General features: G+C 69.9%; 21 protein-coding genes. 9 read left to right on the top strand and 12 right to left on the bottom strand.

Features of this window, described 5'->3' with window-relative positions; all coding sequences use genetic code 11:
* Positions 1 to 2 precede the first annotated feature (2 nt).
* On the bottom strand, positions 3 to 2,663 hold the full coding sequence (locus ACWGIC_RS19525) for a sensor histidine kinase (protein ID WP_452077350.1): 2,661 nt from the start codon (positions 2,661 to 2,663) through the stop codon (positions 3 to 5).
* Positions 2,664 to 2,922: 259 nt separating this feature from the next.
* Here ACWGIC_RS19525 and ACWGIC_RS19530 point away from each other — a divergent pair, with 259 nt between their 5' ends.
* Entirely contained in the window at positions 2,923 to 3,819 is an 897-nt protein-coding gene (locus ACWGIC_RS19530) for an ABC transporter substrate-binding protein (protein ID WP_452077401.1), read from the top strand.
* A 42-nt stretch (positions 3,820 to 3,861) separates the two neighbouring features.
* On the opposite strand, the gene ACWGIC_RS19535 is transcribed toward ACWGIC_RS19530, so the two are convergent.
* On the bottom strand, positions 3,862 to 4,482 hold the full coding sequence (locus ACWGIC_RS19535) for an LppU/SCO3897 family protein (protein ID WP_452077351.1): 621 nt from the start codon (positions 4,480 to 4,482) through the stop codon (positions 3,862 to 3,864).
* A 78-nt stretch (positions 4,483 to 4,560) separates the two neighbouring features.
* On the opposite strand from ACWGIC_RS19535, the gene ACWGIC_RS19540 reads away from it, so the two are divergent.
* Complete coding sequence (locus tag ACWGIC_RS19540) at positions 4,561 to 6,207, top strand: DNA repair helicase XPB (RefSeq protein ID WP_452077352.1); 1,647 nt, start codon at positions 4,561 to 4,563, stop codon at positions 6,205 to 6,207.
* A 1-nt stretch (position 6,208) separates the two neighbouring features.
* On the opposite strand, the gene ACWGIC_RS19545 is transcribed toward ACWGIC_RS19540, so the two are convergent.
* Complete coding sequence (locus tag ACWGIC_RS19545; protein ID WP_452077353.1) at positions 6,209 to 6,853, bottom strand: response regulator; 645 nt, start codon at positions 6,851 to 6,853, stop codon at positions 6,209 to 6,211.
* Positions 6,844 to 7,971, bottom strand: coding sequence for a histidine kinase (locus ACWGIC_RS19550; protein ID WP_452077354.1), 1,128 nt, complete (start codon positions 7,969 to 7,971; stop codon positions 6,844 to 6,846). The genes ACWGIC_RS19545 and ACWGIC_RS19550 overlap by 10 nt, the downstream gene beginning before the upstream one ends.
* 136 nt (positions 7,972 to 8,107) lie before the next feature.
* On the opposite strand from ACWGIC_RS19550, the gene ACWGIC_RS19555 reads away from it, so the two are divergent.
* The 3 genes from ACWGIC_RS19555 (at position 8,108) to ACWGIC_RS19565 (ending at position 11,714) form a co-directional block, all read left to right on the top strand.
* Positions 8,108 to 8,749: a DedA family protein gene (locus tag ACWGIC_RS19555; protein ID WP_452077355.1), complete on the top strand. Its 642-nt coding sequence runs from the start codon at positions 8,108 to 8,110 to the stop codon at positions 8,747 to 8,749.
* A gap of 133 nt (positions 8,750 to 8,882) precedes the next feature.
* Positions 8,883 to 9,644, top strand: a complete 762-nt coding sequence (locus ACWGIC_RS19560; RefSeq protein ID WP_452077356.1) for a DUF4253 domain-containing protein — start codon at positions 8,883 to 8,885, stop codon at positions 9,642 to 9,644.
* 1,218 nt (positions 9,645 to 10,862) lie between these two features.
* Positions 10,863 to 11,714: a DUF72 domain-containing protein gene (locus ACWGIC_RS19565; RefSeq protein ID WP_452077357.1), complete on the top strand. Its 852-nt coding sequence runs from the start codon at positions 10,863 to 10,865 to the stop codon at positions 11,712 to 11,714.
* 555 nt (positions 11,715 to 12,269) lie between these two features.
* Here the strand turns inward: ACWGIC_RS19565 and ACWGIC_RS19570 are convergent.
* Positions 12,270 to 15,056 (bottom strand): BTAD domain-containing putative transcriptional regulator, encoded by a 2,787-nt coding sequence (locus tag ACWGIC_RS19570; protein ID WP_452077358.1) that lies wholly within the window; start codon positions 15,054 to 15,056, stop codon positions 12,270 to 12,272.
* Positions 15,057 to 15,124: 68 nt separating this feature from the next.
* On the opposite strand from ACWGIC_RS19570, the gene ACWGIC_RS19575 reads away from it, so the two are divergent.
* Together ACWGIC_RS19575 and ACWGIC_RS19580 are read left to right on the top strand one after the other, a co-directional pair.
* On the top strand, positions 15,125 to 16,063 hold the full coding sequence (locus tag ACWGIC_RS19575) for an o-succinylbenzoate synthase (protein ID WP_452077359.1): 939 nt from the start codon (positions 15,125 to 15,127) through the stop codon (positions 16,061 to 16,063).
* Positions 16,064 to 16,135: 72 nt separating this feature from the next.
* Complete coding sequence (locus ACWGIC_RS19580; protein ID WP_037807882.1) at positions 16,136 to 16,345, top strand: PspC domain-containing protein; 210 nt, start codon at positions 16,136 to 16,138, stop codon at positions 16,343 to 16,345.
* 82 nt (positions 16,346 to 16,427) lie between these two features.
* On the opposite strand, the gene groL is transcribed toward ACWGIC_RS19580, so the two are convergent.
* The 4 genes from groL to ACWGIC_RS19600 all read right to left on the bottom strand — a co-directional run bounded on the left by groL (position 16,428) and on the right by ACWGIC_RS19600 (position 21,115).
* A complete protein-coding gene (gene groL / locus ACWGIC_RS19585; protein WP_009083991.1) occupies positions 16,428 to 18,056 on the bottom strand; it encodes a chaperonin GroEL in 1,629 nt (542 codons plus the stop codon).
* 266 nt (positions 18,057 to 18,322) lie between these two features.
* Entirely contained in the window at positions 18,323 to 20,122 is a 1,800-nt protein-coding gene (locus ACWGIC_RS19590; protein ID WP_452077360.1) for a serine/threonine-protein kinase, read from the bottom strand.
* 72 nt (positions 20,123 to 20,194) lie between these two features.
* Positions 20,195 to 20,398: a cold-shock protein gene (locus tag ACWGIC_RS19595; protein ID WP_009083993.1), complete on the bottom strand. Its 204-nt coding sequence runs from the start codon at positions 20,396 to 20,398 to the stop codon at positions 20,195 to 20,197.
* A gap of 105 nt (positions 20,399 to 20,503) precedes the next feature.
* Positions 20,504 to 21,115, bottom strand: a complete 612-nt coding sequence (locus ACWGIC_RS19600) for an AIM24 family protein (RefSeq protein ID WP_452077361.1) — start codon at positions 21,113 to 21,115, stop codon at positions 20,504 to 20,506.
* 134 nt (positions 21,116 to 21,249) lie between these two features.
* On the opposite strand from ACWGIC_RS19600, the gene moeA reads away from it, so the two are divergent.
* Entirely contained in the window at positions 21,250 to 22,443 is a 1,194-nt protein-coding gene (gene moeA, locus ACWGIC_RS19605; RefSeq protein WP_452077362.1) for a molybdopterin molybdotransferase MoeA, read from the top strand.
* A 53-nt stretch (positions 22,444 to 22,496) separates the two neighbouring features.
* Here moeA and ACWGIC_RS19610 read toward each other — a convergent pair whose 3' ends face one another.
* Both ACWGIC_RS19610 and ACWGIC_RS19615 read right to left on the bottom strand, forming a co-directional pair.
* Complete coding sequence (locus ACWGIC_RS19610) at positions 22,497 to 23,756, bottom strand: MFS transporter (RefSeq protein WP_452077363.1); 1,260 nt, start codon at positions 23,754 to 23,756, stop codon at positions 22,497 to 22,499.
* Positions 23,753 to 24,298, bottom strand: coding sequence for an ArsR/SmtB family transcription factor (locus ACWGIC_RS19615; protein ID WP_452077364.1), 546 nt, complete (start codon positions 24,296 to 24,298; stop codon positions 23,753 to 23,755). The genes ACWGIC_RS19610 and ACWGIC_RS19615 overlap by 4 nt, the downstream gene beginning before the upstream one ends.
* A gap of 60 nt (positions 24,299 to 24,358) precedes the next feature.
* On the opposite strand from ACWGIC_RS19615, the gene ACWGIC_RS19620 reads away from it, so the two are divergent.
* Positions 24,359 to 24,649 carry a GlsB/YeaQ/YmgE family stress response membrane protein gene (locus ACWGIC_RS19620; RefSeq protein ID WP_452077365.1) on the top strand — a complete coding sequence of 97 codons (291 nt, stop codon included), beginning with the start codon at positions 24,359 to 24,361 and terminating at the stop codon, positions 24,647 to 24,649.
* A 39-nt stretch (positions 24,650 to 24,688) separates the two neighbouring features.
* Here ACWGIC_RS19620 and ACWGIC_RS19625 read toward each other — a convergent pair whose 3' ends face one another.
* The gene (locus ACWGIC_RS19625; RefSeq protein WP_452077366.1) at positions 24,689 to 24,865 is read right to left on the bottom strand and encodes a hypothetical protein; all 177 of its coding nucleotides are present in this window, start codon (positions 24,863 to 24,865) and stop codon (positions 24,689 to 24,691) included.
* Positions 24,866 to 25,040: the final 175 nt, after the last annotated feature.

Below are 25,040 nucleotides of genomic sequence, written 5' to 3' on the forward strand. Positions count from 1 at the left end.
CCTCATCCGTTTCGATCCAGTGGCGGGGTGTCTTCCCCCCGGGCGTGCCTGCCGCGCCGGAAGCCGCCTTGCAGGCTCGTCATCCGGGCGCGCACAGCGTCGGGGGAAAGCGAGAGTATCGGCCGCTCCTCCGGCTCCGCTGCGGGGCCGCCGGTCACGTCGGCGACCCGCAGGAACGGCCAGGTGTCCTCGGCCCCGTCCTCTTGTTCCAGGTGTTCCGGCGTCGGCCATTCGGGGGCTGCCTCGTCCGGGTCCTCGGTCGGGAACTCCGGAGCCTCGTGGGCGTGCCGCGGCTCGGCGGCTTCGGGCTCGGGCTCCAGCTCCGGTTCGAACGCGGGCACCTCCGGCATCGGCGCGACGACGCGCGGTTCCGGCACCACCGGCTCCTCCGGCGGCGCGGAGAGATCGAACCAGCGCGAGAGCACATCGCGATAAGCCGGCATCCGATCCGTCGGCGCGTCGATCTCCAGATGCGACCGCGCCGGCTCGGCCGGCCACGACGGCGCTTCCTCGACCACCGGCGCGCGCCGCAGCGGACCGGCGTCCTCCAACGTCGGCGCGACCAGTTCGGCGGGCTCCTCCGGCTCTTCCACCGGCGTCAGCGGCGCGAGCGGGGCCAGCAGCTCCGGTTCCGGCGCTGGTTCCGGTTCGACCGGCGGGGGCGGCTGCGGCAGCGGCGGGGCTTCGGTGATCAACGCCGCCGGGACGACGACTGTCGCGGTGAGCCCGCGGCCCTCGGCCGGGCTCAGCTTCACCGCGATGGCGTGCCGTTCGGCCAGCGTCGCGACCACGAACAGGCCCATCCGGCGCGAAACCTCGACGTCGACCTCCGGCGGATGCGCCAGCCGCGCGTTGGTGCGGTCGATCTCCGCCTGCGGCATGCCCGCGCCGCGGTCGGTGATCTCGATCCGCCACGCGCCGTCCGGCGTCCGCGCGCTCTCCACGGTGACCGCCGACTGCTGCCCGGAGTACCGGGTGGCGTTCTCCAGCAGCTCGGACACCACGTGCACCAGGTCGTTGACCGCGTTGCCGCGCACCGCGAGCGCCGGGGCCGGGCCGATCTCGATCCGCTGGTAATCCTCCACTTCGGACAGTGCGGCCCCGATGATCTCGTCGGCCACCACCGGCCCGGTGTCCTCGCGCACCAGGTCGGTGCCGGACAGCACCAGCAGGTTCTCGCTGTTGCGCCGCATCCGGGTGGCGAGGTGGTCCAGTTCGAACAGCCCGCCGAGGGTGTCCGGGTCCTGTTCGCCCGCCTCCATCCGGTCGAGCACGGACAGCTGCCGCTCCACCAGGTCCTGGCTGCGCTGCGACAGGTTGACGAACATCGCGTTCACGTTCTCGCGCAGCATCGCCTGTTCGGCGGCCAGCCGGACGGCCTCGCCGTGCACCGCGTCGAACGCCCGCGCGACCTGGCCGACTTCCTCGCGGGTGAAGATCGGCACCGGCGCGACCGCCGCCCGGTGGCGCAGGTTTTCCGGCGCTGGATCGGGCTCGGTGAGCAGCCGCTGCACGGCTTCGGGCAGCCGGTGGTCGGCGACCTCCAGCGCGGTACGGCGCAGGATCCGCAGCGGCCGCAGCAGCGAGCGCGCGATCACCACCGACAGCACGCCGGCGACCAGCAGGACGCCGATGACGATTCCGCCGTCCCAGATCGTCGACGCGCGGGCGCTGGCGGCACGGGCGTCCGTCTTCTCCTGGAGCTGGACGAGCAGCGCCTGCTGCACCTGGTGGGCGAGATTGACCGTGTACGTCGACGCGGTGTCCCATTGGTCCGCGTCCAGCCCGGAGAGCGACTGGTTGTTCTCCGTGCGTGTGAGCGCCGACTCGACCATGTCGTTGCCGATGTCCACGACGATGCCGATCACCGTGTCCGAGTACATCCGCTGCTCGTCCGGCGTGGCGAAGGTGCGGTAGTCGCTGCGCGCGGCGGCCAGCTCGGCCTCCGCACCGAGCAAGGCGCGCGTCCGGTCGCGGTTGAGCGTGCCCTGCGCGATCGCCGCGGCCATGACCGCGCGCTTGACCGACATCTGGTCCTTGATCCGCGCCAGCGCGTTCCCGGCCAGCCGCAGCCGCGCCAGGTCGGGTTCGGTGACGTCGGCCGCGGCGGTGTCGCTGATGTCGAGCAGACCGGAGATCAGCTCGCTGTAGGAACGAAGCACCGCGTCGGCCGGATACGCCGAGTGTTCGGCCGAATACCGAAGGCCGCCAAGCACTCTCAGCCGGTCATCGCTCTGCTGCAGATCGCCCGCCGCGGCCGCGTCGAGCCGCGGCTTGCTGTCGGCGAGCGACCGCTCGAACGCACCGATCGCCAGGTCCACGCGGCCACGCTGGCCGACGAGGACGTCGGTGGCCCCCTTGCGGTCGCCCGCGACGAACCGCACCGTGACGTCGCGTTCCCGCTGCAGCTGGTGCACGACCTCGGCGACCTTCGTGTCGACCCGGCAACGGGCGGCGAACTCGGCGAGCTGGCGGGCGTCGCGCAGGTCGCTGTTGACCCGCAGGCCGACCAGCACGACCACGGCGAGCGCCGGGATCAGCAAGACGACGAAGAGTTTGGTGCGCAGCCGCCAGTTCCGCAGCCGCCACCGGCCGCCGACCGGTCGCGAGACAGCCGGATCCGTCGCGTCACCCGAACGGGGACGGTCGTCGCGACGGGTCACCTGTGCTTCCTTTTCCACCGCGGGGACCTCTGCCCACGGACGTCATCGGGCTCCGGCCGGAAACTACCGCTTGGTAGTTGCCGGCGAAAAGATCGGGAAGTCACCCTGGCGGGGGCACAGCCCTGCGGGCGATCGTATGGGCAGCGGCCCATACGATCCAGCACGAGGCAGAGATTCTCCCGGCAGGGGATGGCATGTGAAAGCGACCGGTCTGAGGTTTGCGCTGGTGGCGACGTTGTTCGCACTCAGCGGCTGTTCCATGTTCGGATCCAGTGACGCTGGACAAGCGCAACCCCCGGAACGCGCGACGCTGCGGGTCGGCGTCGGGAGCCCGATCGACACCGCCCCGCTGCGGATCGCGGCGGCGGCGGGAAAATTCCGCCAGGCCGGGCTAAACGTCCAACTGGTGGAACTCGGCGACGGCGACGGCGTGGAAAAAGTGAAGTCCGGCCAGGTCGATGTGACGTTCGGCAGCGACGTGTCCCTGTTCCGCGCCGCCGGATCCGGCACCGCACTGCAATTGCAAGGCGAGGCGTACACCTTCGGCCGCACGACTATCGCGCTCGTCACGTTGCCCGGCTCCAGCTACACCGAGCCCACCGCGAAGAAATCGCCGACGATCGCCGTCGACTCCCCCGACGACATCGGCGCGCTCACCGCGCGGGCGGTCCTCGGCACCGCCGGCGTCGACAAGTCGAAGATCGAGTTCGTGACCCGGCCGTTCTCGCAGATGCCCGCCGCTTTGCAGTCCGGGGACGCGGACGCGGCGCTGATGGTCGAGCCGTACATCACCCGCGCGGAGAAAGAACTGGGCGCGCAGGTGCTCGCCGACGGTTCGACCGGCGCGACGCTGGACTTCCCGGCGTCGGGTTACGCCGCGACCGGCCAGTTCGCCGCGGCGAACCCGCGCACGCTGACGGTCTTCCGGAACGTCCTCACCCAGGCGCAGCTAGCCGCGTCCGACTCGGCGAAGGTGCGCGACGCGCTGCCGACGTTCTCCGACATCGACCAGACCACCGCCGCGCTGATCTCGCTCGGCAGCTACCCGACCACGCTGTCGGCGACCCGGCTGCAGCGCGTGGCCGATCTCATGCACAGCTCCGGGCAGCTAGCCAATCGGCTGGATGTGGCGGCGATGCTTCCCAACGCCTTGTGAGTGTTCACGCCGGTTAGAACCGGAACAAACACTCACGAGGCGTCAGATGCTCGCCCCGGTCGGCTTCAGGCAGATCGTGCGCACCGGCGGTCCCGCGTAGACCAGCGACAAGTCCTTGTCCTCACAGCTGTCCGCCGACCGCTCCCCGTCGTGCACGACCGCGCGGGCTTCCGCCTTGGGGTCGTCGCAGGCGACCTTGCTGACCTTCGACTCGTCCGAAACGTCGCGCACGCATTCGCCGGACACGACATTCAACGCGAGACACAGCGTCTGCGTCGGCCTGCTGGTGCTGTTGCGGGACGACAAGTACAGCTCGAACCGCACATAGTCCTCGCCTCGGCAGGAGGACCGGCCCGTGCCGACGGTGTCGACGCGGAAGGTGGCGGCCTGGTCGGAGCAGTCCGCTCCGGTGTAGGTCTGCGTTTCCGAGCCGAGCGAGGACAGGTAGAGGCAGCTGCCCGCGACCGGCGGTCCCGCCGAGCGCACGACCGCGGCGAACCCGAACGCGCCGAGCGTGCCGAGGCCGAGCGCCGCGACGACGAGGGCGGCGAAGAGCGCCATCTGCTTGCCCGACACCCGCTTCGGGCCGCCCTGGACCGGCTGCTGCGGGAGCGGCTGGTACGGGTTCGCGGCCGGCGGCATGCCGAACGGTGGTGTGGTCACTGGGTCCCCTCCCGCGGCTTCGTCCCGCCATCTTGGCATCCCCGGGCCGCGGGCCGGGAGGGAACGTATAAAGGAGAGGTGACTGATGGCCCCCTGATCGTCCAGTCCGACAAAACCGTGCTGCTCGAGGTCGACAATCCGCGCGCCGACGACGCGCGGATCGCCATCGCGCCGTTCGCCGAACTGGAACGAGCGCCCGAGCACGTGCACACCTACCGGATCACGCCGCTCGCGTTGTGGAACGCGCGCGCGGCCGGGCACGACGCGGAACAGGTGGTCGACGCGCTCACCACGTACTCGCGCTTCCCGGTGCCGCAGCCGCTCCTGATCGACGTCGTGGACGTGATGGGCCGGTTCGGGCGGCTGCAGATCGCCAACCACCCGGCGCACGGCCTGGTCATGACCACCACCGACCGCGCGGTGCTGGAAGAGGTCTCGCGCAACAAGAAGATCAGCCCGATGCTGGGCTCGCGGATCGACGACGACACGGTGATCGTGCACCCGTCCGAACGCGGGAGGCTCAAGCAGGCGCTGCTGAAGGTCGGCTGGCCCGCCGAGGACCTCGCGGGGTACGTGGACGGCGAAGCGCATCCGATCGACCTCGCCGAGGACGACTGGCAGCTGCGCGACTACCAGCGGAAGGCGGCGGAAGCGTTCTGGGCGGGTGGCTCCGGCGTCGTCGTGCTGCCGTGCGGCGCTGGCAAAACGCTGGTCGGCGCGGCCGCGATGGCGCACGCCAAGGCGACCACGCTGATCCTGGTCACCAACACCGTCGCCGGGCGGCAGTGGAAACGCGAACTGGTCGCGCGCACGTCGCTCACCGAGGACGAGATCGGCGAATACTCCGGCGAGAAGAAGGAGATCCGGCCGGTCACCATCGCGACGTATCAGGTGGTCACGCGCAAGACCAAGGGCGAGTACCGGCATCTGGAGCTGTTCGATTCGCGCGACTGGGGCCTGGTCGTCTACGACGAGGTGCACCTGCTGCCCGCGCCGGTGTTCCGGATGACCGCGGACCTGCAGTCGCGGCGCCGGCTCGGGCTGACCGCCACGCTCGTGCGCGAGGACGGCCGCGAGGGCGACGTGTTCTCGCTGATCGGCCCGAAGCGGTACGACGTGCCGTGGCGCGACATCGAGGCGCAGGGCTGGATCGCGCCCGCGGAATGCACCGAGGTGCGGGTGACGCTGACCGAATCCGAACGCCTCCAGTACGCCACCGCGGACTCCGACGAGCGGTACAAACTGGCCGCCACGGCGATGACGAAGATCCCGGTGATCCGGTCCATTGTGGACCGGCACGAGGGCGAGCCGACGCTGGTGATCGGCGCGTACCTCGACCAGTTGGAGATGCTGGGCGCGGAGTTGGAGGCCCCGGTGATCCAGGGTTCGACGCGCAACAAGGAGCGGGAGGAACTGTTCGACAAGTTCCGCCGCGGCGAACTGCGCACGCTCGTGGTGTCGAAGGTGGCGAACTTCTCGATCGACCTGCCGGAAGCGTCGGTGGCGATCCAGGTGTCGGGGACGTTCGGCTCGCGGCAGGAGGAAGCGCAGCGCCTCGGGCGGCTGTTGCGGCCGAAGGGCGACGGACGACAGGCGCACTTCTATTCGATCGTGTCGCGGGACACTGTGGACACGGAGTACGCGGCGCACCGGCAGCGGTTCCTCGCCGAACAGGGCTACGCGTACCACATTGTCGACGCGGAGGATTTGCGTCGGCCGCTGTGATTCACGAACCGAGGTAACGGAGAACGGCCAGCACGCGACGGCTGTACCCCTTCGCTTGCGGCAGGTCGAGCTTGTCGAAGATCGCGTTCGCGTGCTTCTCCACGGCGCTCTGCGAGACGAACAGCAGGGCCGAGATGCTCGCGTTCGTGTGACCCTGCGCCATTTTCTCCAGCACTTCGCGCTCGCGCGGGGTCAGCCGGGCGAGCGCGTCCTCGTGTGACGAGCGGGCGACCAGCCTGCGCACCACCTCCGGGTCGAAGGCCGCGCCACCGGCCCCGACCCGGTCCAGTGCGTCGAGGAAGTCACCGACCTGCGCCACCCGGTCCTTGAGCAGGTAGCCGACCCGGCCGCCGTCACCGCCGATCAGCTTGGCGGCGTAGCGTTTCTCGACGTACTGGGACAGCACGAGCACGCCCGTGTCCGGCCAGCGGTCGCGGATTTCGAGTGCTGCGCGCAGTCCTTCGTCGGTGTGGGTCGGCGGCATGCGGACGTCGGTGACGACCACGTCGGGCTGGTGTTCGGCGGTCGCTTCGAGGAGCGCTTCACCATCGCCTACCGCGGCGACCACCTCGTGGCCTTCCTCCGCCAGCAGCCGTACGAGGCCTTCCCTCAGCAGGATCGCGTCCTCGGCCAAGATCACTCGCACGGCAGCGTCACCCGCACTGTGGTCGGTCCGTTTTCGGGGCTCTGTACGGAGAATTCGCCGTCCATCGCCGCCACTCGCCTTGCCAGCCCGGACAATCCGCCACTCGCGCCGACTTTTGCGCCGCCGCAACCGTCGTCAGTGATCTCGACCAGGAGCCTCGTTTCTTCCTCCCGGACGTCAATGATGACCTTGCTGGCCGCACTGTGCTTGGCAGCGTTGGTGACCGACTCCGAAGCGACAAAGTAGACCACTGTCGCCAACTCCGGCGATGGCTCATCGAGCGCGTAACGGAGGTCGACCGGGATCGTGGCGCGCTCGGCCAACGACTCCAGCGCGGCCTCAAGACCGCTTTCGTCAAGCGCGATCGGGTAGACGCGCCAGCTCACCTCTCGCAACTCGCGCAACGCTTCCTGCGCTTCCTCGTGGGCCTGCCGGACCAGCTCAGCCGTCCGGTCGGCGTCATTCGCGCGGCGCGCCCGGCCGAGCAACACTCCCAGTGCGACCAGCCGTTGCTGCACCCCGTCGTGCAAATCGCGCTCGATGCGGCGGCGTTCGCCGTTGACCGCCTCGACCACTTCGCTCCGGGTGGTCGCCAGCTCGGACACCCTGCGCCGCAACAATTCCTGACTGCTCGGCCCGAAAAACCGCCGCGCCAGCCGACGATCGAGCGCAGCTGTGCCGATCAGACCCTGTCCACAAAGGAATACCGCGATCGCGCCGAGTACCAGTACCGGGAGCCAGTCCAGCAGCGTCCCGTCTCCTGACCCGCCGGGAGCCTGCCCGGTGACCAGTTGGACGAAGTAGAACGCACCGGTCACGACCCCCGCGCCGACGCACACCCACACTCCCAGCGCGAGAAGCCCGGTCAAGCTGCGGGGAACGAGGTATTGCAGGGCGCGGCGGCCGTCATAGTCGTCGCCGTTCCGTGCGTCGAAGAACCGCTGCAGCCGGGCGCGTTCGGTTTCGGCGAGCTTTCGCGCGCCACGGAACACCTGCGGTCGCGCGGCAGGGATGACGAGGAGCGGTGCAGTAAGTGCCAGATACGGCACCTCGATGAGCGCGGTCAGCGCACCCAAGCCGACGCCCGCCGTCCGGCGCAGCACTCGCGGTTTGTTCACGCTGGCCAGGCTAGCCAGCCCGATGGGTGCCGCGTACTGAGGTTTTCCGCATTTCTCCGGGTGGCCGACAGCAATGTGTTGCGCCCCTTGGCTTTCTACCTTCAACGGCGTTGCGTTACTCGTTGAAAGGACTCCCGTGCACCTCTTGCTCGCCACCCCCGCCGAACCCCTCACCGGCCTCGCGGGATGGGCCGTCGGCCTGATGGACTCGCTCGGCGGCGTCGGCGCCGCGATCGTCGTCGGCCTGGACAACCTGTTCCCGCCGATCCCCAGCGAACTCGTCCTCCCGCTAGCCGGCTTCTCCGCGAGCCGCGGCACCTTCAGCCTGGCTGGTGCCCTCTTCTGGACGACACTGGGCTCACTCGCCGGTGCTGTGATCGTCTACTGGCTGGGCGCCCTGCTCGGCCGAGACCGCTGCCGGGCCCTGCTCAGCCGCCTGCCTCTGATGGACGTCACCGACTTCGACCGAACCGAGGCGTGGTTCACCCGGCACGGCGGGAAGGCGGTGTTTCTCGGCCGGATGGTGCCGATCTTCCGCAGCCTGATCTCGCTGCCGGCGGGCGTCGAACGGATGCCGTTCGGCCGGTTTCTGCTGCTGACGACAGCGGGCAGCCTGCTGTGGAACACCGCGTTCGTCGTGGCCGGGTACCTGCTCGGGGAGAGCTGGTCGCTGGTTGACCGGTATGCGTCGGTGTTCCAGTACCTCGTGCTGGCCGCGGTGGCGGTCGCCGTCGGCCTGTTCGTGGCGGTCCGGGTGCGCCGCGTCTCCCGGCGCTGAGTGTTTTTGCCCCTCGACCTGGGATTCTTCCAGGTTCACTCGAACGGATGAGCGACCGGTGCCCTGGAAATTGTCGGTGGTTCGAACTACTGTTCGATATGCAGGCACCGAACACCAGTTCGAGGGGAAGCTCATGACGATCGCACCGTTCCGCCCCGGCGTCGGGGCACCGCCGGTCCAGACCTTGCCGCCAGGACGCTGGCACGGGCGCATCTGGGTGTCGGAGGAGCCGCTCACGCGGCCGCAGCGGTACTTGAGCTGTGTCGCGGAGTTCGAGCGGTCGGGTCTGTGGCCCGTGCTGATCCCGCCCGACCAGCGCTTCGCCGCCCGCGGCGAAGACTGGCTGGACGACCGCGGCCGCCTCGCTCCCGCCGGCCACCGCGTCGGCAACGCCGACCCCGCCGAGGTACTGGCCCGCTGGTGGGACGGTTCCTGCTGCGACGGAGCCTGCCTGCGCCCGTTCGGCACCCGCTTCCCCGGGCTGGCGAAACGCTCGCACCGCCGCTCGGACCCACTGGCCGAAGCGGGCAACACCGGCTCGATCCTGGCCGCCCGCACGCCGCACCGGCTGGGCCTGGTCCAAGCCGACCGCCCCGCCGACGTCCCGGCCCTCATCGGCTGGACGGGAATAATCAAGTCGACAGATCAGGTCGCGGAACTGTCGGCGGTCCTGCGCAGCTGGGAAGACCGCTTCGGCGCGACCCTGGTGACGCTGGGCTTCGACTCGCTCGAACTGTCGGTCTCCGCCCCGCCCCGCACCCACGCCAGGGCCCTGACGGTGGCGGCCGAGCACCGCGCCTTCAGCCTCCCGACGTACCTCACCCAGCCGGGAAACCTGCGGGAGTACGCGACGTCCTTGGTGCAGAGTCGCCGGTGGCGGTTCTCGTGGGCCTGAGGGGGTGAGGGAGCGGGGTGCCTGGGCCGGGGCGGGATGGGTCCGTCAGGGCGGGGGCGGGCCTGGCGAGCGGGGGTCAGGTCCGCCGGGGCACGGCTGATTCCGCTGGAGCGAGACCGGGGCCGCCTAGACGCAGGCGGGTCTGTCGAGGCACGGTTGGTTCCGCTGGGGCGACACCGGGGCCGCCGAGATGCGGCCGGGCCCGCCGAGACGAGGCTGGCTCCGCTGGGGCGGGACCCGGACCGCTAAGACGCAGCCAGGCCCGCCGCGACGCGACTGGCTCCGCCGGAACGAGACCGGGTTCGCCGAGACGCTGCCGGGTTCATCGAGACGGGACCGGCTCCGCCGAAGCGAGACCTGGGCCGCCAAGACGCGGCCGGGCCCGCCGCGACGAGGCTGACTCCGCCGAAGCGAGGCTCGAGCCGCCAAGACGAAGCCGGATCCACCGAGCCGGGATCGGATCCGTCAGATGCGGCCAGGCCCGCCAAGACGAGACTGACTCCACCGAAGCGAGGCCCGGGCCGCCAAGACGAAGCCGGATCCACCGAGGCGGCTTCGGATCCGTCAGGCGCGGCCAGACCCGCCAAGACGAGACTGTCTCCACCGGAACAGGACCGAGCCCACCAAGACGCGGCCGGATCCACCGCGCCGGGCTCGAGTCCGTCAGGCGAGGCCGGGCCCGCGAGCCGGGGGCAGACGCATCAGGGCGAGGCCAATCCTGCCGTGGCAAGACGTTCCGCCAGAACGAAGCCCGGTCCGTCAAGGCAACGCCAGCCCTGCCGAGGCAAGGCGTTCCGCCAGCGCGCGGCCCGGTCCGCCACGACGAGGCAGGGCCCGCCAAGCCGGAGTCAGCTCCGCCGGAGCCGTGCCGGGCTCAGCGCGACCGGACGCGAGAACGCGGCAAGCGGCCGCGTCAGGTTCGCCATGCCCCGCAACCGGAAGGCCGGAGCCAAACGGCACAACTCCCGCTCACCGCGTCCCCGCCCCAGCACCCCCCGTGTTTCAGCTTCCCCTCCCGCACCGCACTTCCGCGTCGCCTCTTCCTCCGTCCCCCTCCGAGTCCAGTCCCGACGGCCAGGAAATGGAGTCAGCCCCATGAGACCTACGTCCCTTCAGTCAGGACAGCTGTCCCGATCTTTAGCCCATCTGTCCGGAAAACAGCCGCGCGGAAGGGTTTACCGCAACCGTCCGCACGGGAACCCTCGGCGGCGAAAGGCGGTGAGCAAGATCGGCCAGATCCGAGTGGGCACGTCCGGCTGGCGGTACCCCCCGTGGCGTGGCGCGTTCTACCCGTCCGGCCTGCCGCAGCGCCGCGAACTCGAGTACCTCTCCCGCCGGACGAACGCCGTCGAAATCAACGGCTCCTTCTACTCGTTGCAGCGCCCGGAGCGATACCTCGGCTGGCACGCCGAAACCCCGGCCGGGTTTCTGTTCGCGGTCAAGGGCGGCCGGTTCATCACGCATCTCAAGCAGCTGCGCGACGTCGAAACCGCGCTCGCCAACTTCTACGCATCCGGCGTCCTCGCGCTCGCCGACAAACTGGGTCCGTTTCTCTGGCAACTCCCGCCACGCCTGGCCTTCGATCCCGATCGGGTCTCCACGTTTCTCAGCCAGCTCCCCCGGACCACTGGGGAAGCCGCCGCGCTCGGGGCGAAGCACGACGACAAGCTCAAGTCCCGAGCGTTTCTGGAATCGGGACCCGACCGTCCGGTGCGGCACGCGCTCGAAGTGCGCCACCCGAGCTTCACCACGAACGAAGCGACAGAACTGCTCAGAAAGCATCGGATCGCCCTGGTGACCGCCGACGCCGACGCGCCGTGGCCGTACCGGGAGGACCAGACCACCGACTTCAGTTACGTCCGCCTGCACGGCTCGGAAGAGCTCTACACCAGCAATTACTCCGACTCAGCCCTGCGCGCCTGGGCCGCGAAGATCACCGAATGGCACGACGGCGGCCGCCGGGACGTGCACGTTTACTTCGACAACGACAGCAAAGTCGCGGCCCCGCACAACGCCGTCACGCTGACCCGCCTGCTCGGCCTCCCCACCGAAACCGACCCGGCACAGTGAGCGGACAGTGAGCGCACTTCGGTTGGGTGGTGGCACGGGCCGCCGGTGGTCTACGTGCTGCCGCTGGGGGTCGGCACGCGGACCACCGCGCCCGGCTGCCCTCAGGTGACTAGCGGGGAACATCCCGCTGAACGGCCGAAGCTGCCCGGAGTCGAGCTAGCCAGCCGCACCGCGCTCAATCCGCGCGGACGTTCCGGCCTCCTCAACAACCGAACCGGACGCAGCCAGCAATCGCAGGCCGAAGCGACCCCGCACCAAACCCGCCCGGCCCATATCAGCGCAGCTACCAGTCTCGCGCCTCACCGAAATTACCTACGCACGACATCCGCCAACCGTGTCCGCAGCCAGCAGTCGCGGCCCGCGGTGCGACCCCGCATCAGCGCAGCTACCAGCCTCACGCCCCGGTCGAAAGCGTCCGCACGAAACCCGCCCGTGCCCGCACCCGGCCAGCAGCGCCTCACCAACAACCGAACCGCGCGCAGTCAGCAACTGCAGGCGGCAGTGCGACCGAAGCAAATCTGCCGGGCCGCATCAGCGCAGCCACCAAGCCCGAACCTACCCCCGCACCAACCCCGCCAACAACGCCCGCACCCGGTCCGCGTCGGGATGATCCAGCCGTGTCAGCAAGCGGACCGCGCGCAGCCAGCAGTCTCGCGCCGCGGCGGTGCGGCCGTAGCGCAGGTGTGCGGTGCCCAGTTCCGAGAGCACGTCCGCGGCCTCGTACTCCTCGTCCATCGCGAAGAACATGTCGACTGCCTCGGACAGGCACTCGATCCCCTCGACGTGCCGTCCCAAACCCAGCAACGCGCGCGCCCGCGCGGCCAGCGAGAACCGGCCCTGCGGCAGATCGTCCGGCGGGACCAAGGCCAGCGCCTCGTCCGCGAGCGACAGCGCCTGCGGGTAGTCGCCCATCATCGCGCACAGGTCGCCCAAAGCGCGCAAAACGTTCGCCTCCACCGAGGTGAAACCCAGTTCGCGCGTGATTTCCAGCGACCGCAGGCCGTGCCGGTAAGCCTCCGGAAAGTCTTCGATGTTCTGCGCGGTCATCGCCAGGTTGTAGCGCGCCCGCGCCTCCCCGGGCAGCGAGCCCAGCTCCAGCTGCACCGCCAGCGCCTGCTCCAGATATTCACGCGCCAGCACGTAGTTCCGGGCCACTCCTTCGATCACGCCGAGTCCATTGAGGATTGCCGCTTCGCCGTGCCGTTCACCGGAATTCCGCGCCGCGCGCAGGCCGATCTCGAAGACATACCGCCATTCGTCCACCCGGGCGCGTCCGGCGAAATAGGTGAACAGCGACCACGCCAGCCGCCAGCATTGCGCGTACCGGCCGATCCGGAACGACCACTGGATCACCGAAATCAGGTTCCCGTGTTCCTCGATGAACCAGGCCAGCGCCCGATGGAAATCACTGAACTCCAGCGCACCGTCCGCGGGGATCGGGCCGATTTCGTCCATCAGCTGGTGCGGGCGCATCGCCAGGCCTGCGTTCCGCGCCGACGTGATGAACCAGTCAAGGAGCCGCGAACTGGCTGCCGCGCGTTCAGCGGCGTCGTCTTCCTGCTCCGACAATTCAGTCGCGTAGGCACGAATCAGGTCGTGAAACTGGTACCGGCCTGGCTTCGGCTGGATGAGCAGGTGGGTGGAAACGAGCGAGTCGAGAGCGCCGCGAGTCTCCTTTTCGGACCGTCCGCTGAGCGCGACTGCCATGCCCAGCGACAAATCCGGCCCGGTCGACAGCGCCAGCAACCGCAGCAACCGCGCTGCCGACGGGCACAAAACTCGGTACGAGTACGAGAAAACTGTGCGGATATTGGTCTCGTCGCCGTCGCCGAGGTCGAACGTGCTCAACCGGCCGGCGTCCGACGGCAGCGCCGCCACGAACTCGTCCAGCGGCAGTCGCGGGAACTGAGCCGCGCGCACGGCGAGGATGCGGATCGCCAGCGGAAGTCCGCCGCAATACTGCACGAACCGGCTGGCCGCGTCCGGATCCTCGTGCACCCGTTCGACGCCGATGGCCGACGCGAGCAGCTCCACCGCTTCTTCGCTGTCCAATTCGGACAGAGCGATTCGCCGGGCACCGTGTGTCGCGACCAGTCCGCGTAGCTGCCATCGGCTTGTCACCACGACCAGACATCCAGGGCCAGGCAGCAGAGAACGCACTTGCTCGGTGCTGTTCGCGTTGTCCAGCACTATCAACAGCCGTCGGCCAGTGGTGTAGGTACGCCAGGTCGCCGCGCGTTCGTCCAAACCGGACGGGATTCGGTCGGCGGGTACGCCCAGCGCGACAAGCATCGTCTCCAGTGCGGCGAGCGGCGACACCGGTGCGCCTGGACCGTAGCCGCGCAGGTCCAGGAATACCTGGCCGCCGGTGAAACGGTCGGCGATCTGGTGTGCGAAGTGGACAGACAGGGTGGTTTTCCCTTGTCCGCCCATGCCTTCCACCGAGGCGATCGGCGTGGAAGTGCCGTCGTCGAGCGCTTCCGGCAGCAACGCGCGCAGGGCTTTCAGATCCGCCGCTCGACCGGCGAAAGCACCGAGGTCGGCCGGAAGCTGGTGCGGCACATGGGGTTCCAACGGCGGCCGGAAGCGAGTGCCCTCGTCGCCGCCCAGCACGAGCCGGTGTGCTCGCTGCAATCCAGCGCCGGGATCCAAGCCCAGTTCCTCGGCGAGCAACCCGCTGATCCGCCGGTAGACGTCCAGCGCCTCGGCCTGCCTCCCGGAGCGGAGCAGCGCGTACATCAGCTGCTCATGGGGCCGTTCCCGCAGCGGATGCTCGCGCGTCAACCGCTCCAGCTCCGGCACGACAGTGTCGTACTCGCCGACCGTCAGCATCGTCTCGGCCCACAGCTCACGAACCCGCGTGCGTTCCTCGGCGAGCTGCCCGACCTCGTCCCGGTGCAGAGCGTCCGACTCGACGTTCTGCAGCGCCGAACCCCGCCACTGCCCCAGCGCGTCCTCGAAATAACCCGCCGCCCGACGGTGTTCGCCTCGCTCCGCCGCGCTCCGGCCTCTCGCCGCGAATTGCCGGAACCGTCCGAGGTCCAGCGCGTTCTCGTCAATCTCCAACAAATAGCCGCCGCGTTCGGTGCGGATCGCCGCGCCGTCGCCGAGCGCCCGGCGCAGCCGCAGGACATACGTCTGCAGCGCGCCCTTCGATCGCCGCTGGTCGTCGCCCCACAGCCAGTGGCTGAGCACGTCGACCGACACGAGCCGGTTCGCCCGCAGCAGCAGTCCGGCGAGCACGATCAGCGGGCGGCTGCCGCCAAGCGGCACCACCTGGTCCCCGGCCAGCACCTCGGCCGGGCCGAGCACCCGGAAGTCGAGGCCGTCCACACGTTCCATTGTGGCGTTGAGACGGCCCCCGCGGCACCTCGGTTCCCCTCGCCGCGGCGATGGCATGATCGACAGTCATGCAGGTTTACGCGCTCCCGCTGCACACCCGGTTCCGGGACATCACCGTCCGTGAAGGACTGTTGCTCCGCGGCCCCGCCGGCTGGGGCGAGTTCTGCCCGTTCGCCGACTATTCGGACGCCGAGAGCGTGCCCTGGCTCGCGGCCGCGCTCGAAGCGAGCGAAAAGGGCTGGCCAGAGCCGGTCCGCGACCGCATCGAGGTGAACGCGACGGTCCCCATCGTGCCGCCGGAACGCGCGTACGAACTGGTCCGCGACTCCGGCTGCCGCACGGCGAAAGTCAAGGTCGCGGACAAACGCGCGACGCTGGCTGAGGATTGCGCGCGCATTGAAGCGGTACGAGACGCGCTGGGTCCGTCCGGCGCGATCCGAGTCGACGCCAACATGGCGTGGGATGTCGACACCGCCGTGCACGCTCTGGGCGAACTGGACCGCGCAGCCGGTGGACTCGAGTACGCCGAACAGCCGTGTCCGACGATTGACGATCTGGCCGCAGTCCGGCGCCGGGTCTCGGTGCGGATCGCGGCCGACGAATCGATCCGCCGCGCTGAAGATCCGCTGAAGGTCGCCGTCGCCGGAGCCGCCGACATCGCCGTGCTCAAGGTCGCCCCACTCGGCGGAGTGCGCCGCGCGCTGGAGGTCGCCGAGGCGTGCGGGCTGCCCTGCGTGGTGTCGTCGGCGGTGGAGACGAGCGTCGGGCTGGCCGCCGGGCTCGCGCTCGCCGGGGCTCTGCCGGAGCTGGATTTCGCCTGCGGGCTCGGCACGATGTCGTTGCTGCGCGGGGATGTCTGCACCAACACACTGTCCCCTGTGGACGGTTATCTGCCGGTGCCGAGGCAAGCACCCGAACCCGACGCCTACGCCGGGTTCGCCGCGTCGCCCGAGGTGGAAGCGGCGTGGCTGGACCGGTTCGAACGGGTCCGCCGGATCAGCGGGTAAGGGAGACTTCAGGGTCGCGGTCCGGGGCGATCCCGGATGTGCGGGGCGCCCCGGTCGCGGAGTATTGCTGGCATGACGGACAACGTGCAGGCCGCACCGGCCAAGAAGATCTTCCGCAGCCGCTCCGACCGCATGCTCACCGGCGTGTGCGGCGGATGGGCCAACTACCTCAACGTCGACCCCTCGATGGTGCGCATCGCCGCGGTCGCCGGAGCCGTGCTCTCGGCCGGGGTGATCCTCCCGGTCTACGCCGCGGCCGCCGTACTGACCCCCGAAGACTGAGCCCGGCGGTTGCTGGCCCCAGAACGGGCGAAGCCCGGCCCACCGCGAGGGTGAACCGGGCTTCGCCGGAAAGCAGCCGAACTCAGAAGTCCATGCCACCCATGCCGCCGGACGGGTCGGCCGGAGCGGCAGCAGCCTTCTCCGGCTTGTCCGCGACGACAGCCTCGGTGGTCAGGAACAGCGCCGCGATGGAAGCGGCGTTCTGCAGCGCGGAGCGGGTGACCTTCGTCGGGTCCGGCACGCCGGCCGCGAGCAGGTCCTCGTACTCGCCGGTGGCGGCGTTCAGGCCGTGGCCCTGCGGCAGGCTCTTGACCTTCTCCGCCACGACGCCGCCCTCGAGACCGGCGTTGATCGCGATCTGCTTGAGCGGAGCCTCGACGGCGACCTTGACGATGTTCGCGCCAGTGGCCTCGTCACCGGTCAGCTTCAGGCCCGCGAACGCGGCCTCGGCAGCCTGGATCAGGGCCACGCCACCGCCGGCGACGATGCCCTCTTCCACAGCGGCCTTGGCGTTGCGCACCGCGTCCTCGATGCGGTGCTTGCGCTCCTTCAGCTCGACCTCGGTCGCGGCGCCGGCCTTGATGACGGCCACGCCGCCGGCCAGCTTCGCGAGCCGCTCCTGCAGCTTCTCGCGGTCGTAGTCCGAGTCGGAGTTCTCGATCTCCGCGCGGATCTGGTTGACGCGACCCTGGATCTGGTCGGCGTCGCCGGCGCCCTCGACGATGGTGGTCTCGTCACGGGTGATGACGGCCTTGCGGGCGCGGCCCAGCAGCGACAGGTCCGCGTTCTCCAGCTTGAGGCCGACGTCCTCGGAGATGACCTGGCCGCCGGTCAGGATCGCGATGTCCTGCAGGATCGCCTTGCGGCGGTCGCCGAAGCCCGGGGCCTTGACGGCGACGGACTTGAAGGTGCCGCGGATCTTGTTGACGACCAGGGTCGCCAGGGCTTCGCCCTCGACGTCCTCGGCGATGATCAGGAGCGGCTTGCCGGACTGGATGACCTTCTCCAGCAGCGGCAGGACGTCCTTGACGTTGGAGATCTTGGAACCGAAGAGCAGGACGTACGGGTCCTCCAGCTCGGCTTCCTGGCGCTCCGGGTCGGTCACGAAGTAACCGGACACGTAGCCCTTGTCGAAGCGCATGCCCTCGGTGAGCTCCAGCTCAAGCCCGAAGGTGTTGCTCTCCTCGACGGTGACGACGCCTTCCTTGCCGACCTTGTCCAGCGCCTCGGCGATCAGCTCGCCGATGGTGCGGTCAGCGGCCGAGATCGAGGCGGTAGCAGCGATCTGCTCCTTGGTCTCGATCTGGACGGCGGCCTTGTGCAGCTGCTCGGTGATGGCCTCGACGGCCGCCTCGATGCCGCGCTTCAGCGAGATCGGGTCGGCACCGGCCGCGACGTTGCGCAGGCCCTCGCGCACGAGCGCCTGGGCGAGCACGGTGGCGGTGGTGGTGCCGTCGCCGGCGACGTCGTCGGTCTTCTTGGCAACTTCCTTGACGAGCTCGGCCCCGATCTTCTCCCACGGGTCCTCGAGCTCGATCTCCTTGGCGATGGAGACACCGTCGTTGGTGATCGTCGGCGCGCCCCACTTCTTTTCGAGCACGACGTTCCGGCCCCGCGGGCCGAGGGTCACCTTGACGGCTTCGGCGAGGGTGTTCAAGCCGCGCTCAAGACCGCGGCGGGCGTCCTCGTCGAACGCGATCAGTTTGGCCATTGCGGTGTGGTCCTCCGGTATTGGGCGCCACCGCCGCGCTGTCTCCAGCGGCGGCAGCAGGACACGTCCTCGGCCAGGCTCGGTGCCCGCGACGGACGACTGACCGGTGGGTCAGCCTCACCGTCCCGACCTTCAGGCAGGCGGTCGGTGACCGCTCGCCTAGCACTCGACGGCGTCGAGTGCCAATGCCGTGTTTAGCACTCTCCGGGGTCGAGTGCAAGGAGCGCAGGTCAGCGCCGGTGCCCAGCTCGAGCGGGGAAGCCGGGTCAGTGGCTCGGCTGGATGTGGATCGACGACGGCGGCGGGCGCAGCGACGACGGACCGGCGGACTTCGAGCCGCCCGGACCGACCGGGATGTTGGGAGCCGACGACGTCGGAGCGGTGCCGCCGCTGCCGTTGTCGTCCCCGCCGAAGAGGAAGATCGCGCCGACGACCAGTCCGGCCGCGACGAGCACCCCCAGCGCGATCCACAGCCACTTCAGGCCGCCGCTCTTGGGCTTCGTTTCGAACGCGCCCGCGCCGCCCGCCGGGGACGGCGGGCGCAGCCGCATCGGGTCGCCGAAGGCCTGGTTCGGGTGGTTCTGCTGGTTCGGGTTCTGGCCGGGGTAGCCGGGCTGGTTCGGGTAGCCGCCGTAGCCGGGCGGGGGGCCTTGCTGAGCTTGCTGGCCCGGACCGGGTTGGCCGGGTTGACCCGGCTGGCCCGGGTAGCCGTAGCCGGGCGGGGGGCCTGCCGGCGCCTGGCCGGGGTAGCCCTGCTGGACAGGCTGGCCGGGCTGCGGCTGACCGGGTTGTCCTGGTTGCGGCTGTCCGGGCTGTGGTTGGCCCGGTTGGCCGGACTGTCCGGGCTGGGGCTGGCCGGGCTGTGCTGGATAACCGGGCGGGAGCTGGTTGCCGTAACCGGCGGGGCCTCCGTAGCCCTGGGCGTATCCGGCTTGACCGGGTTGCGGGGCGCCCCAAGCACCGGGACCGCCCTGACCGCCGGGCGCACCCGCACCGGGGCCTCCCGGCTGAGCGCCCGGTCCGCCAGGTCCGGCCGGTCCACCGGCACCAGGCCCGCCGGGTCCAGCGGCACCGCCAGTCCCCGGTCCGCCCGGACCGCTGGGTCCACCAGGACCGCCCTGCCCACCGGAGCCAGGCCCGCCAGCCGCGCCAGGTCCTTGCTGCATGCCCGCCTCCGGCAGTCCGTTCGGCCGGGCGGGGCCCGGCGGGGTGTCCGAGGTCGCGAGCGGGCCGAGCGCCACCCTGGCGGCGGCGATCATCGCGACGCAGCTGGGGTAGCGGTCGTTCGGGCTTTTCGCCATGCCCTTGCGGATCACGTCGTCCAGTGCGGCCGGGAGCGCGACCACGGCCGCCACCGACGGCGGTTCTCCGCCGAGGTGGCCCTTGATGACGGTGGGGACGTCGCCGCGGAAGGGCGGGTTGCCGGTCAGGCAGGCGAACAGCACGCAGGTGAGGGCGTACTGGTCGGTGCGGCCGTCGAGCGGTTCGCCGCGCAGGTGTTCCGGCGCGGCGTAAGTGGGCGAGCCGAGGAAGTCGCCGCCGCGGGTGCGGTGGCCGGTGGCGCCGCGGCGGGTGAGGCCGAAGTCGGCCACGTAGACGTGCTCGCGGGAGGTCTCGCGGCTGGTGACGAGGACGTTGGCCGGTTTGACGTCGAGGTGCACGAGGCCGTGGTTGTGCAGCGTGTCGAGGGCGTCGGCGACCTGGTCGAGCAGGCTGAGCGCGCGGGCCGGGCTGATCGGGCCCGCGGACATGAGGCCCGCGAGGTCGCCGCCGTCGACCATCCGCATGGCGATGTAGAGCATGCCCTCGAGTTCGCCGAAGTCGTACAGCGGGACGACGTTGGCGTGGTCGATCGCGGAGGTGTTGCGTGCCTCGTCGACGAACCGTTCGCGGAACTCGGCGTCGGCTCCCAAATGGTCGCCGATGACCTTCAGCGCCACTTTGCGGCCGAGCCGCGTGTCCGTGGCCTGGTAGGTCACGCTCATGCCGCCCTTGCCGAGCACCGAGTCGATGCGGTAGTGGCCCAGCTGGCGACCGGTGAGGTCCCCCGACACGTCGCCTGTCACGCAGCGCAGCTTAACGCGCCGGTATCCGCTGTCACTGCCGGTTCGCCCAACCGGTCAGCGGAGATGCCCTCGCTACACCTTGCGGACGTCCGCGGCCTGGCTTCGGCCGTCGCGGCCGGACTGGACTTCGAACTCCACGCGGTCGCCCTCGTCCAGGGTGCGGAATCCGTCGGCCTGGATCGCCGAATAGTGAACGAAGACGTCCGGACCTTCGGGTGATTCGATGAACCCGTAGCCCTTTTCCGAGTTGAACCACTTGACGGTGCCGACTGCCACGGCGCCCTCCCTCGGGACAAGAATCCGCTGTCCATCAGCGTGCGAAGTGGAGTTCACGCTACCGGAATCAGCGCTCCCGGCAATGGGGTAATCGGCAGAATCCCCTTACGCCTGCGATACTCGCCGGTTGCGCGATTGGACGAGTACGGTTCCCGGTCCGGCGAAATCGAGGACGAGCCCTTCGCCGGTTCGCAACGACTGTGGGCCACTCGGGTCAAGCGCGCGCAACCGGCATTGCACGGCGTCGGGATAGGCGAGGAGATAGTCCGGGCGCACAGTCACGATCTCGCCGCGGCCGAGGTCGAACGAGTCCACCGGGCCGGGCGCGGTGAGCAGGAGCGGGCCGCGGCCGCTGTAGTGCTCGAGGAACCCGGAATCGGCTCCGAACAACTGCTGCAGCGGGGCCCAGTTCTGGTCAACGCGGACCGTGCCCGGCCGGGCGAGCACGCCTTCGCGGTGCACGGACCAGCCGGTGGAGCCGGTGAGTTCGAGCGGATAGACGTCGCCGGGGCCGAGCGGGGCCAGGTCGACCCAGCCGCCCTCGGGCGGTGCGGTGAACACCGAACGACCGCCCTTGCGGCCGCGGTTCTGGTTCGTCTCGGCCACGTTGAAGCTGCTGGCCAGCAACGATTCCGCGGCGGCCTGCACCGCTTCGCCGGGGGCGAGCAGCACGCGGGCGACGCCGAATCCCGGCGTGTGCCTGGTGTGGACGCGCATGTCAGCGAGGGGTCGCGAGCGCGGCGCGCCCGAACTGGTTGCGGACCCGAAACTGCATCAGAACTCTCCCCGTGTTCCCCGGCTTGTGCCGGGAGAGTGTTGCACGACGGGCAGCAAGAGGGAGGATGGTCCGCGTGATCTCCGTCGACGCCTACCGCGAGACCGTGACCGAACTGCTCGGCCGCGCGCCCGTTTGCACTGTCCCGGTCGCCGAGGCCGCCGGACTCGTCCTGGCCCGCGACGTGCTCGCCGGCGTGGCGCTGCCGCCGTTCGACAACTCCGCGATGGACGGGTACGCCGTGCGCGCCGCGGACGTCGCCGAGGTGCCGGTGACGCTTCCCGTGGCCGATGACATCCCAGCCGGCCGAATTGATGTCCAACCGCTCGAATCGGGTACCGTTCAGCGGATCATGACCGGCGCTCCCCTGCCCCCGGGCGCGGACGCGATCGTGATGGTCGAGGACACCGACCGCGGCACCTCGGAGGTCCAGATCTCCCGTGCGGCCACGGCGGGCAACCACATCCGCCGAACCGGCGAGGACGTCACGAAGGGCACCGTCGCACTGCACGCGGGCACCGTGCTGAGCCACGCGCACCTCGGCCTCGCCGCCGCGGTGGGTTTGGCTGAACTGGAGGTGCACCGGCCGCTGTCGGTGCTGGTGGTGTCGACCGGCACGGAGCTGGTGGAAGCCCCGAACCCGTTGCAGCACGGGCAAATCTACGAATCGAACAGCGTGATGCTGGCGGCGGCGCTGCGCGAGCTCGGCTGCGCGGTCGAGGTCGTGCGCAGCGTGGTGGACGACGTGGCGGAGTTCCGCGAGATCATCGAACCGCGGCTGAAGTCTGCGGACCTGCTGATCACCTCCGGCGGGGTTTCGGCCGGTGCTTACGAAGTGGTGAAGGACGCGCTGTCCGGACAGGGCGTGGAATTCCAGAAGATCGCGATGCAGCCGGGCGGACCGCAGGGCTGCGGACGGTGGAACGGCGTGCCGGTGGTGACGCTGCCGGGGAATCCGGTGAGCGTGCTGGTGTCGTTCGAGGCGTTCCTGCGACCGGCGGTCCTGGCGGCGATGGGCCATTCAGACGTGGACCGGCGACGGGTGCGGGCGCGGTTGACCGAGGACATGACGTCCCCGGCTGGGCGGCGGCAGTTCCGGCGGGGATTCTTCACGCCGGTGCTGGGCGAGGTGACCGGGGTGGTCGGGCCTCGAGGCGGGCCGGGGTCGCATTTGCTGGCGGCGTTCACGCAGGCGAACTGCTTGATCGTGTTGCCGGAGGAGGTTTCGGAGGTTGCGGAGGGGGATGAGGTTGAGGTGCTGCTGCTTTAGTCCCGCCACCCTGGGCAGCCCCCACCCTTCCCGGGGGACGGCCCTTGCCCAGTCTATCCGCCCCCACCGACAACCCCGGCCCCTTCAGCCGGGTTGTCCACAGCAAGCGCCACTTGGGGAAAGTCCCGCGCCCGCCGCAACGGCCCCGCGAACAACACCCCCAGCGACGCCAGCTGCACGCCCACCATCGCGAACATCGCCACCCGCACCCCGGCCGCCTGCCCGAGCGCTCCGCCCAGCAAAGCGCCGAGCGGGATCGTGCCGTAGTTGACCATCGCCGAACTCGCGCTGATCCGGCCGTACAGATGGCGCGGGCAATACCGCTGCCGGAACGTCGCGCCCAGCACGTTCGACCCGACCACGCCCGCCGCGATTCCCGCCCCGGCGAGGACAAACAGCGTCAACCCCCACCCGGGCTGGGCCAGCGGGCCGAGCAGCATCGCCGGTACCACCAAAGCCTCGCACCACAGGAAGCCCCAAGCGGTGCCGGTCCGCCGGGCGACCCGGCTCACCAGCGTCGCGCCGAGCACCCCGCCTGCCTCGCCGAGAGCGAGCACGATCCCGACGACACCGGGTCCCTGGCCCAAATCGTCGACCAGGAACACCACTGCCACCGCGAAAAACCCGTTCAGGGCAAGGTTCGCGACGCCGCCGGACAGCACCAGCACCCGCAGGTACGGATCCCGGGCCACGATTCGCATGCCCTCGGCGATTTCGGCACGCAGCCGGGTCCGCGACCGCGCAGGAGGCTCGTCCGCACGCAGGAAACGCAAACACAGCGCGGAAAATCCGAAACTCAACGCGTCCACGAGCACCCCGCTCACCGGTCCGAACGCGGTCGCCAACAGTCCGGCCAGACCGGGACCGCCCATCTGGGCCGCGGATTCCGCACCCTGCAGCCGGACGTTGGCTCCCAACAGCGAAGCATCGTCCACAACGGACGGCAGGAAAGCCCGGTAAGCAAGCGAAAAGAACACTTTTGCGAATCCGCCGACCAAAGCGGCGGCCACGAGAATTCCCAGGGAAAGGAATCCGCAAGCCCACGAAATCGGCACCGCGAGAAAAGCCGCCATCTGAATGATGTCGCACACCAGCATCACCCGGCGTTTAGCCCACCGGTCGACCCAGGCCCCGGCGGGCAAACCCACCGCGAGCCAAGGCAGCCACGCGACCGCGGTCAGCAAAGCCACCTCGAACGTCGAAGCGTGCAGCACCAGCAACGCCACCAGCGGAACCGACGCACTCGCCACCGCGCTGCCGACCGTGCTGACCGTCTGTCCAGTCCACAAGAGACGGAACGCGGCGTTCCTCACGGCTGCGCTCTGAAACCGCGCCCGAACACGAAAACCGGCTCCCGCTCCGTCGAGGGATCCGCAGCCGCCCGAGCGCCGAACTCCGCGAACAGCGCAGCCACCCGATCATTCAGTTCCGCCAATTCCGATGGCGTCAACCGCAGCCATGCGTCATTGGAGAACCACGCGTCGCGCCATTCCTCCGGAGCCGTCTCCAGTTCCGAAAGCCAGCCTCGGGACAGCGTCATCTGCCGATCGAGGCTCACCGTCTCCGCGACCTCCGCCACCGGATCCCCGGCGAAGTCCGAAGTGGCCCACGACAACGAGTCCGACGCGCGCCGCCACCACCGCTCTCGCCGATCCCGCGCCAGTTCCGGCGCTTCGACCACCAATCCCGCGCCGGAAAGCACCTTCAGATGGTGGCTCACGTTGCCCACCGCCTGCCCGGTTTTCTCCGCGAGCACCGACGCGGTCGCCGGGCCGTCGAGTTTCAGCATGTCCAGCAGGCGGCGGCGCAGCGGATGCGACATCGCGGCCAGCACTCGGGAATCGCGGACTTCCATGATGCACAAGAGTAGTTGTACAACAACTCTTGTGCAATAGCCCGCAGGTATCCTCGCGGCATGGGCATCATCCTGTGGATCGTCTTCGGCGCGCTGGTCGGCTGGATCGCGAACCTCGTGGTCGGCGGCCGGGAACGGCAGCGGCAGGGCTGTCTCGTCAGCGTGCTGGTCGGCGTGGTCGGGGCGGCGCTCGGCGGCTTCGTCTACCGGCTCGCGACCGGTGAGCAGCAGCACTTCGAGTTCGATTTTCCGAGCTTCGGCGTCGCCATCCTCGGCGCGATCGTGCTGCTGCTCGTATTGCGGCTGGTCAGCGCTGCGAGCGGGAGCCGGCGCGATCGTGACCGTTGGTAACGGTTTCCCGACGATCGGTCAGAACGCCCTGGCCGCGGGCTAAACTGATTCGTTCCGCGCCCGGGTGCGTGCTTCGTCGGGGGACGCATGCACCCGGGCCGCGTCCTGTACGAGCCGAGCGGCGCGAGCAGGGTCGACGAGCTGCGGAACGGGCACCGACAGGACATCCCGGCACCAGGCGCGCAGCAGCTGCGCGAGCAGATCGGGTACCGCCATCGTCTCCCTCGCCAGGTCGGCCCGGGCACCGGTCCCGAGCGGCGTCAACTACCCGGTGTTATCGGATTGTTCGACGCGTCGTTACCGGTTTGTGGTCGCGCCCACCCGCGCCGGGGCAACCCTTACGACCAGGGGCCGCCGGGTCCGCCGCAGGCGGGCGGTAGCGTGGGGAAGC

Source organism: Amycolatopsis sp. NPDC054798 (assembly GCF_053611505.1).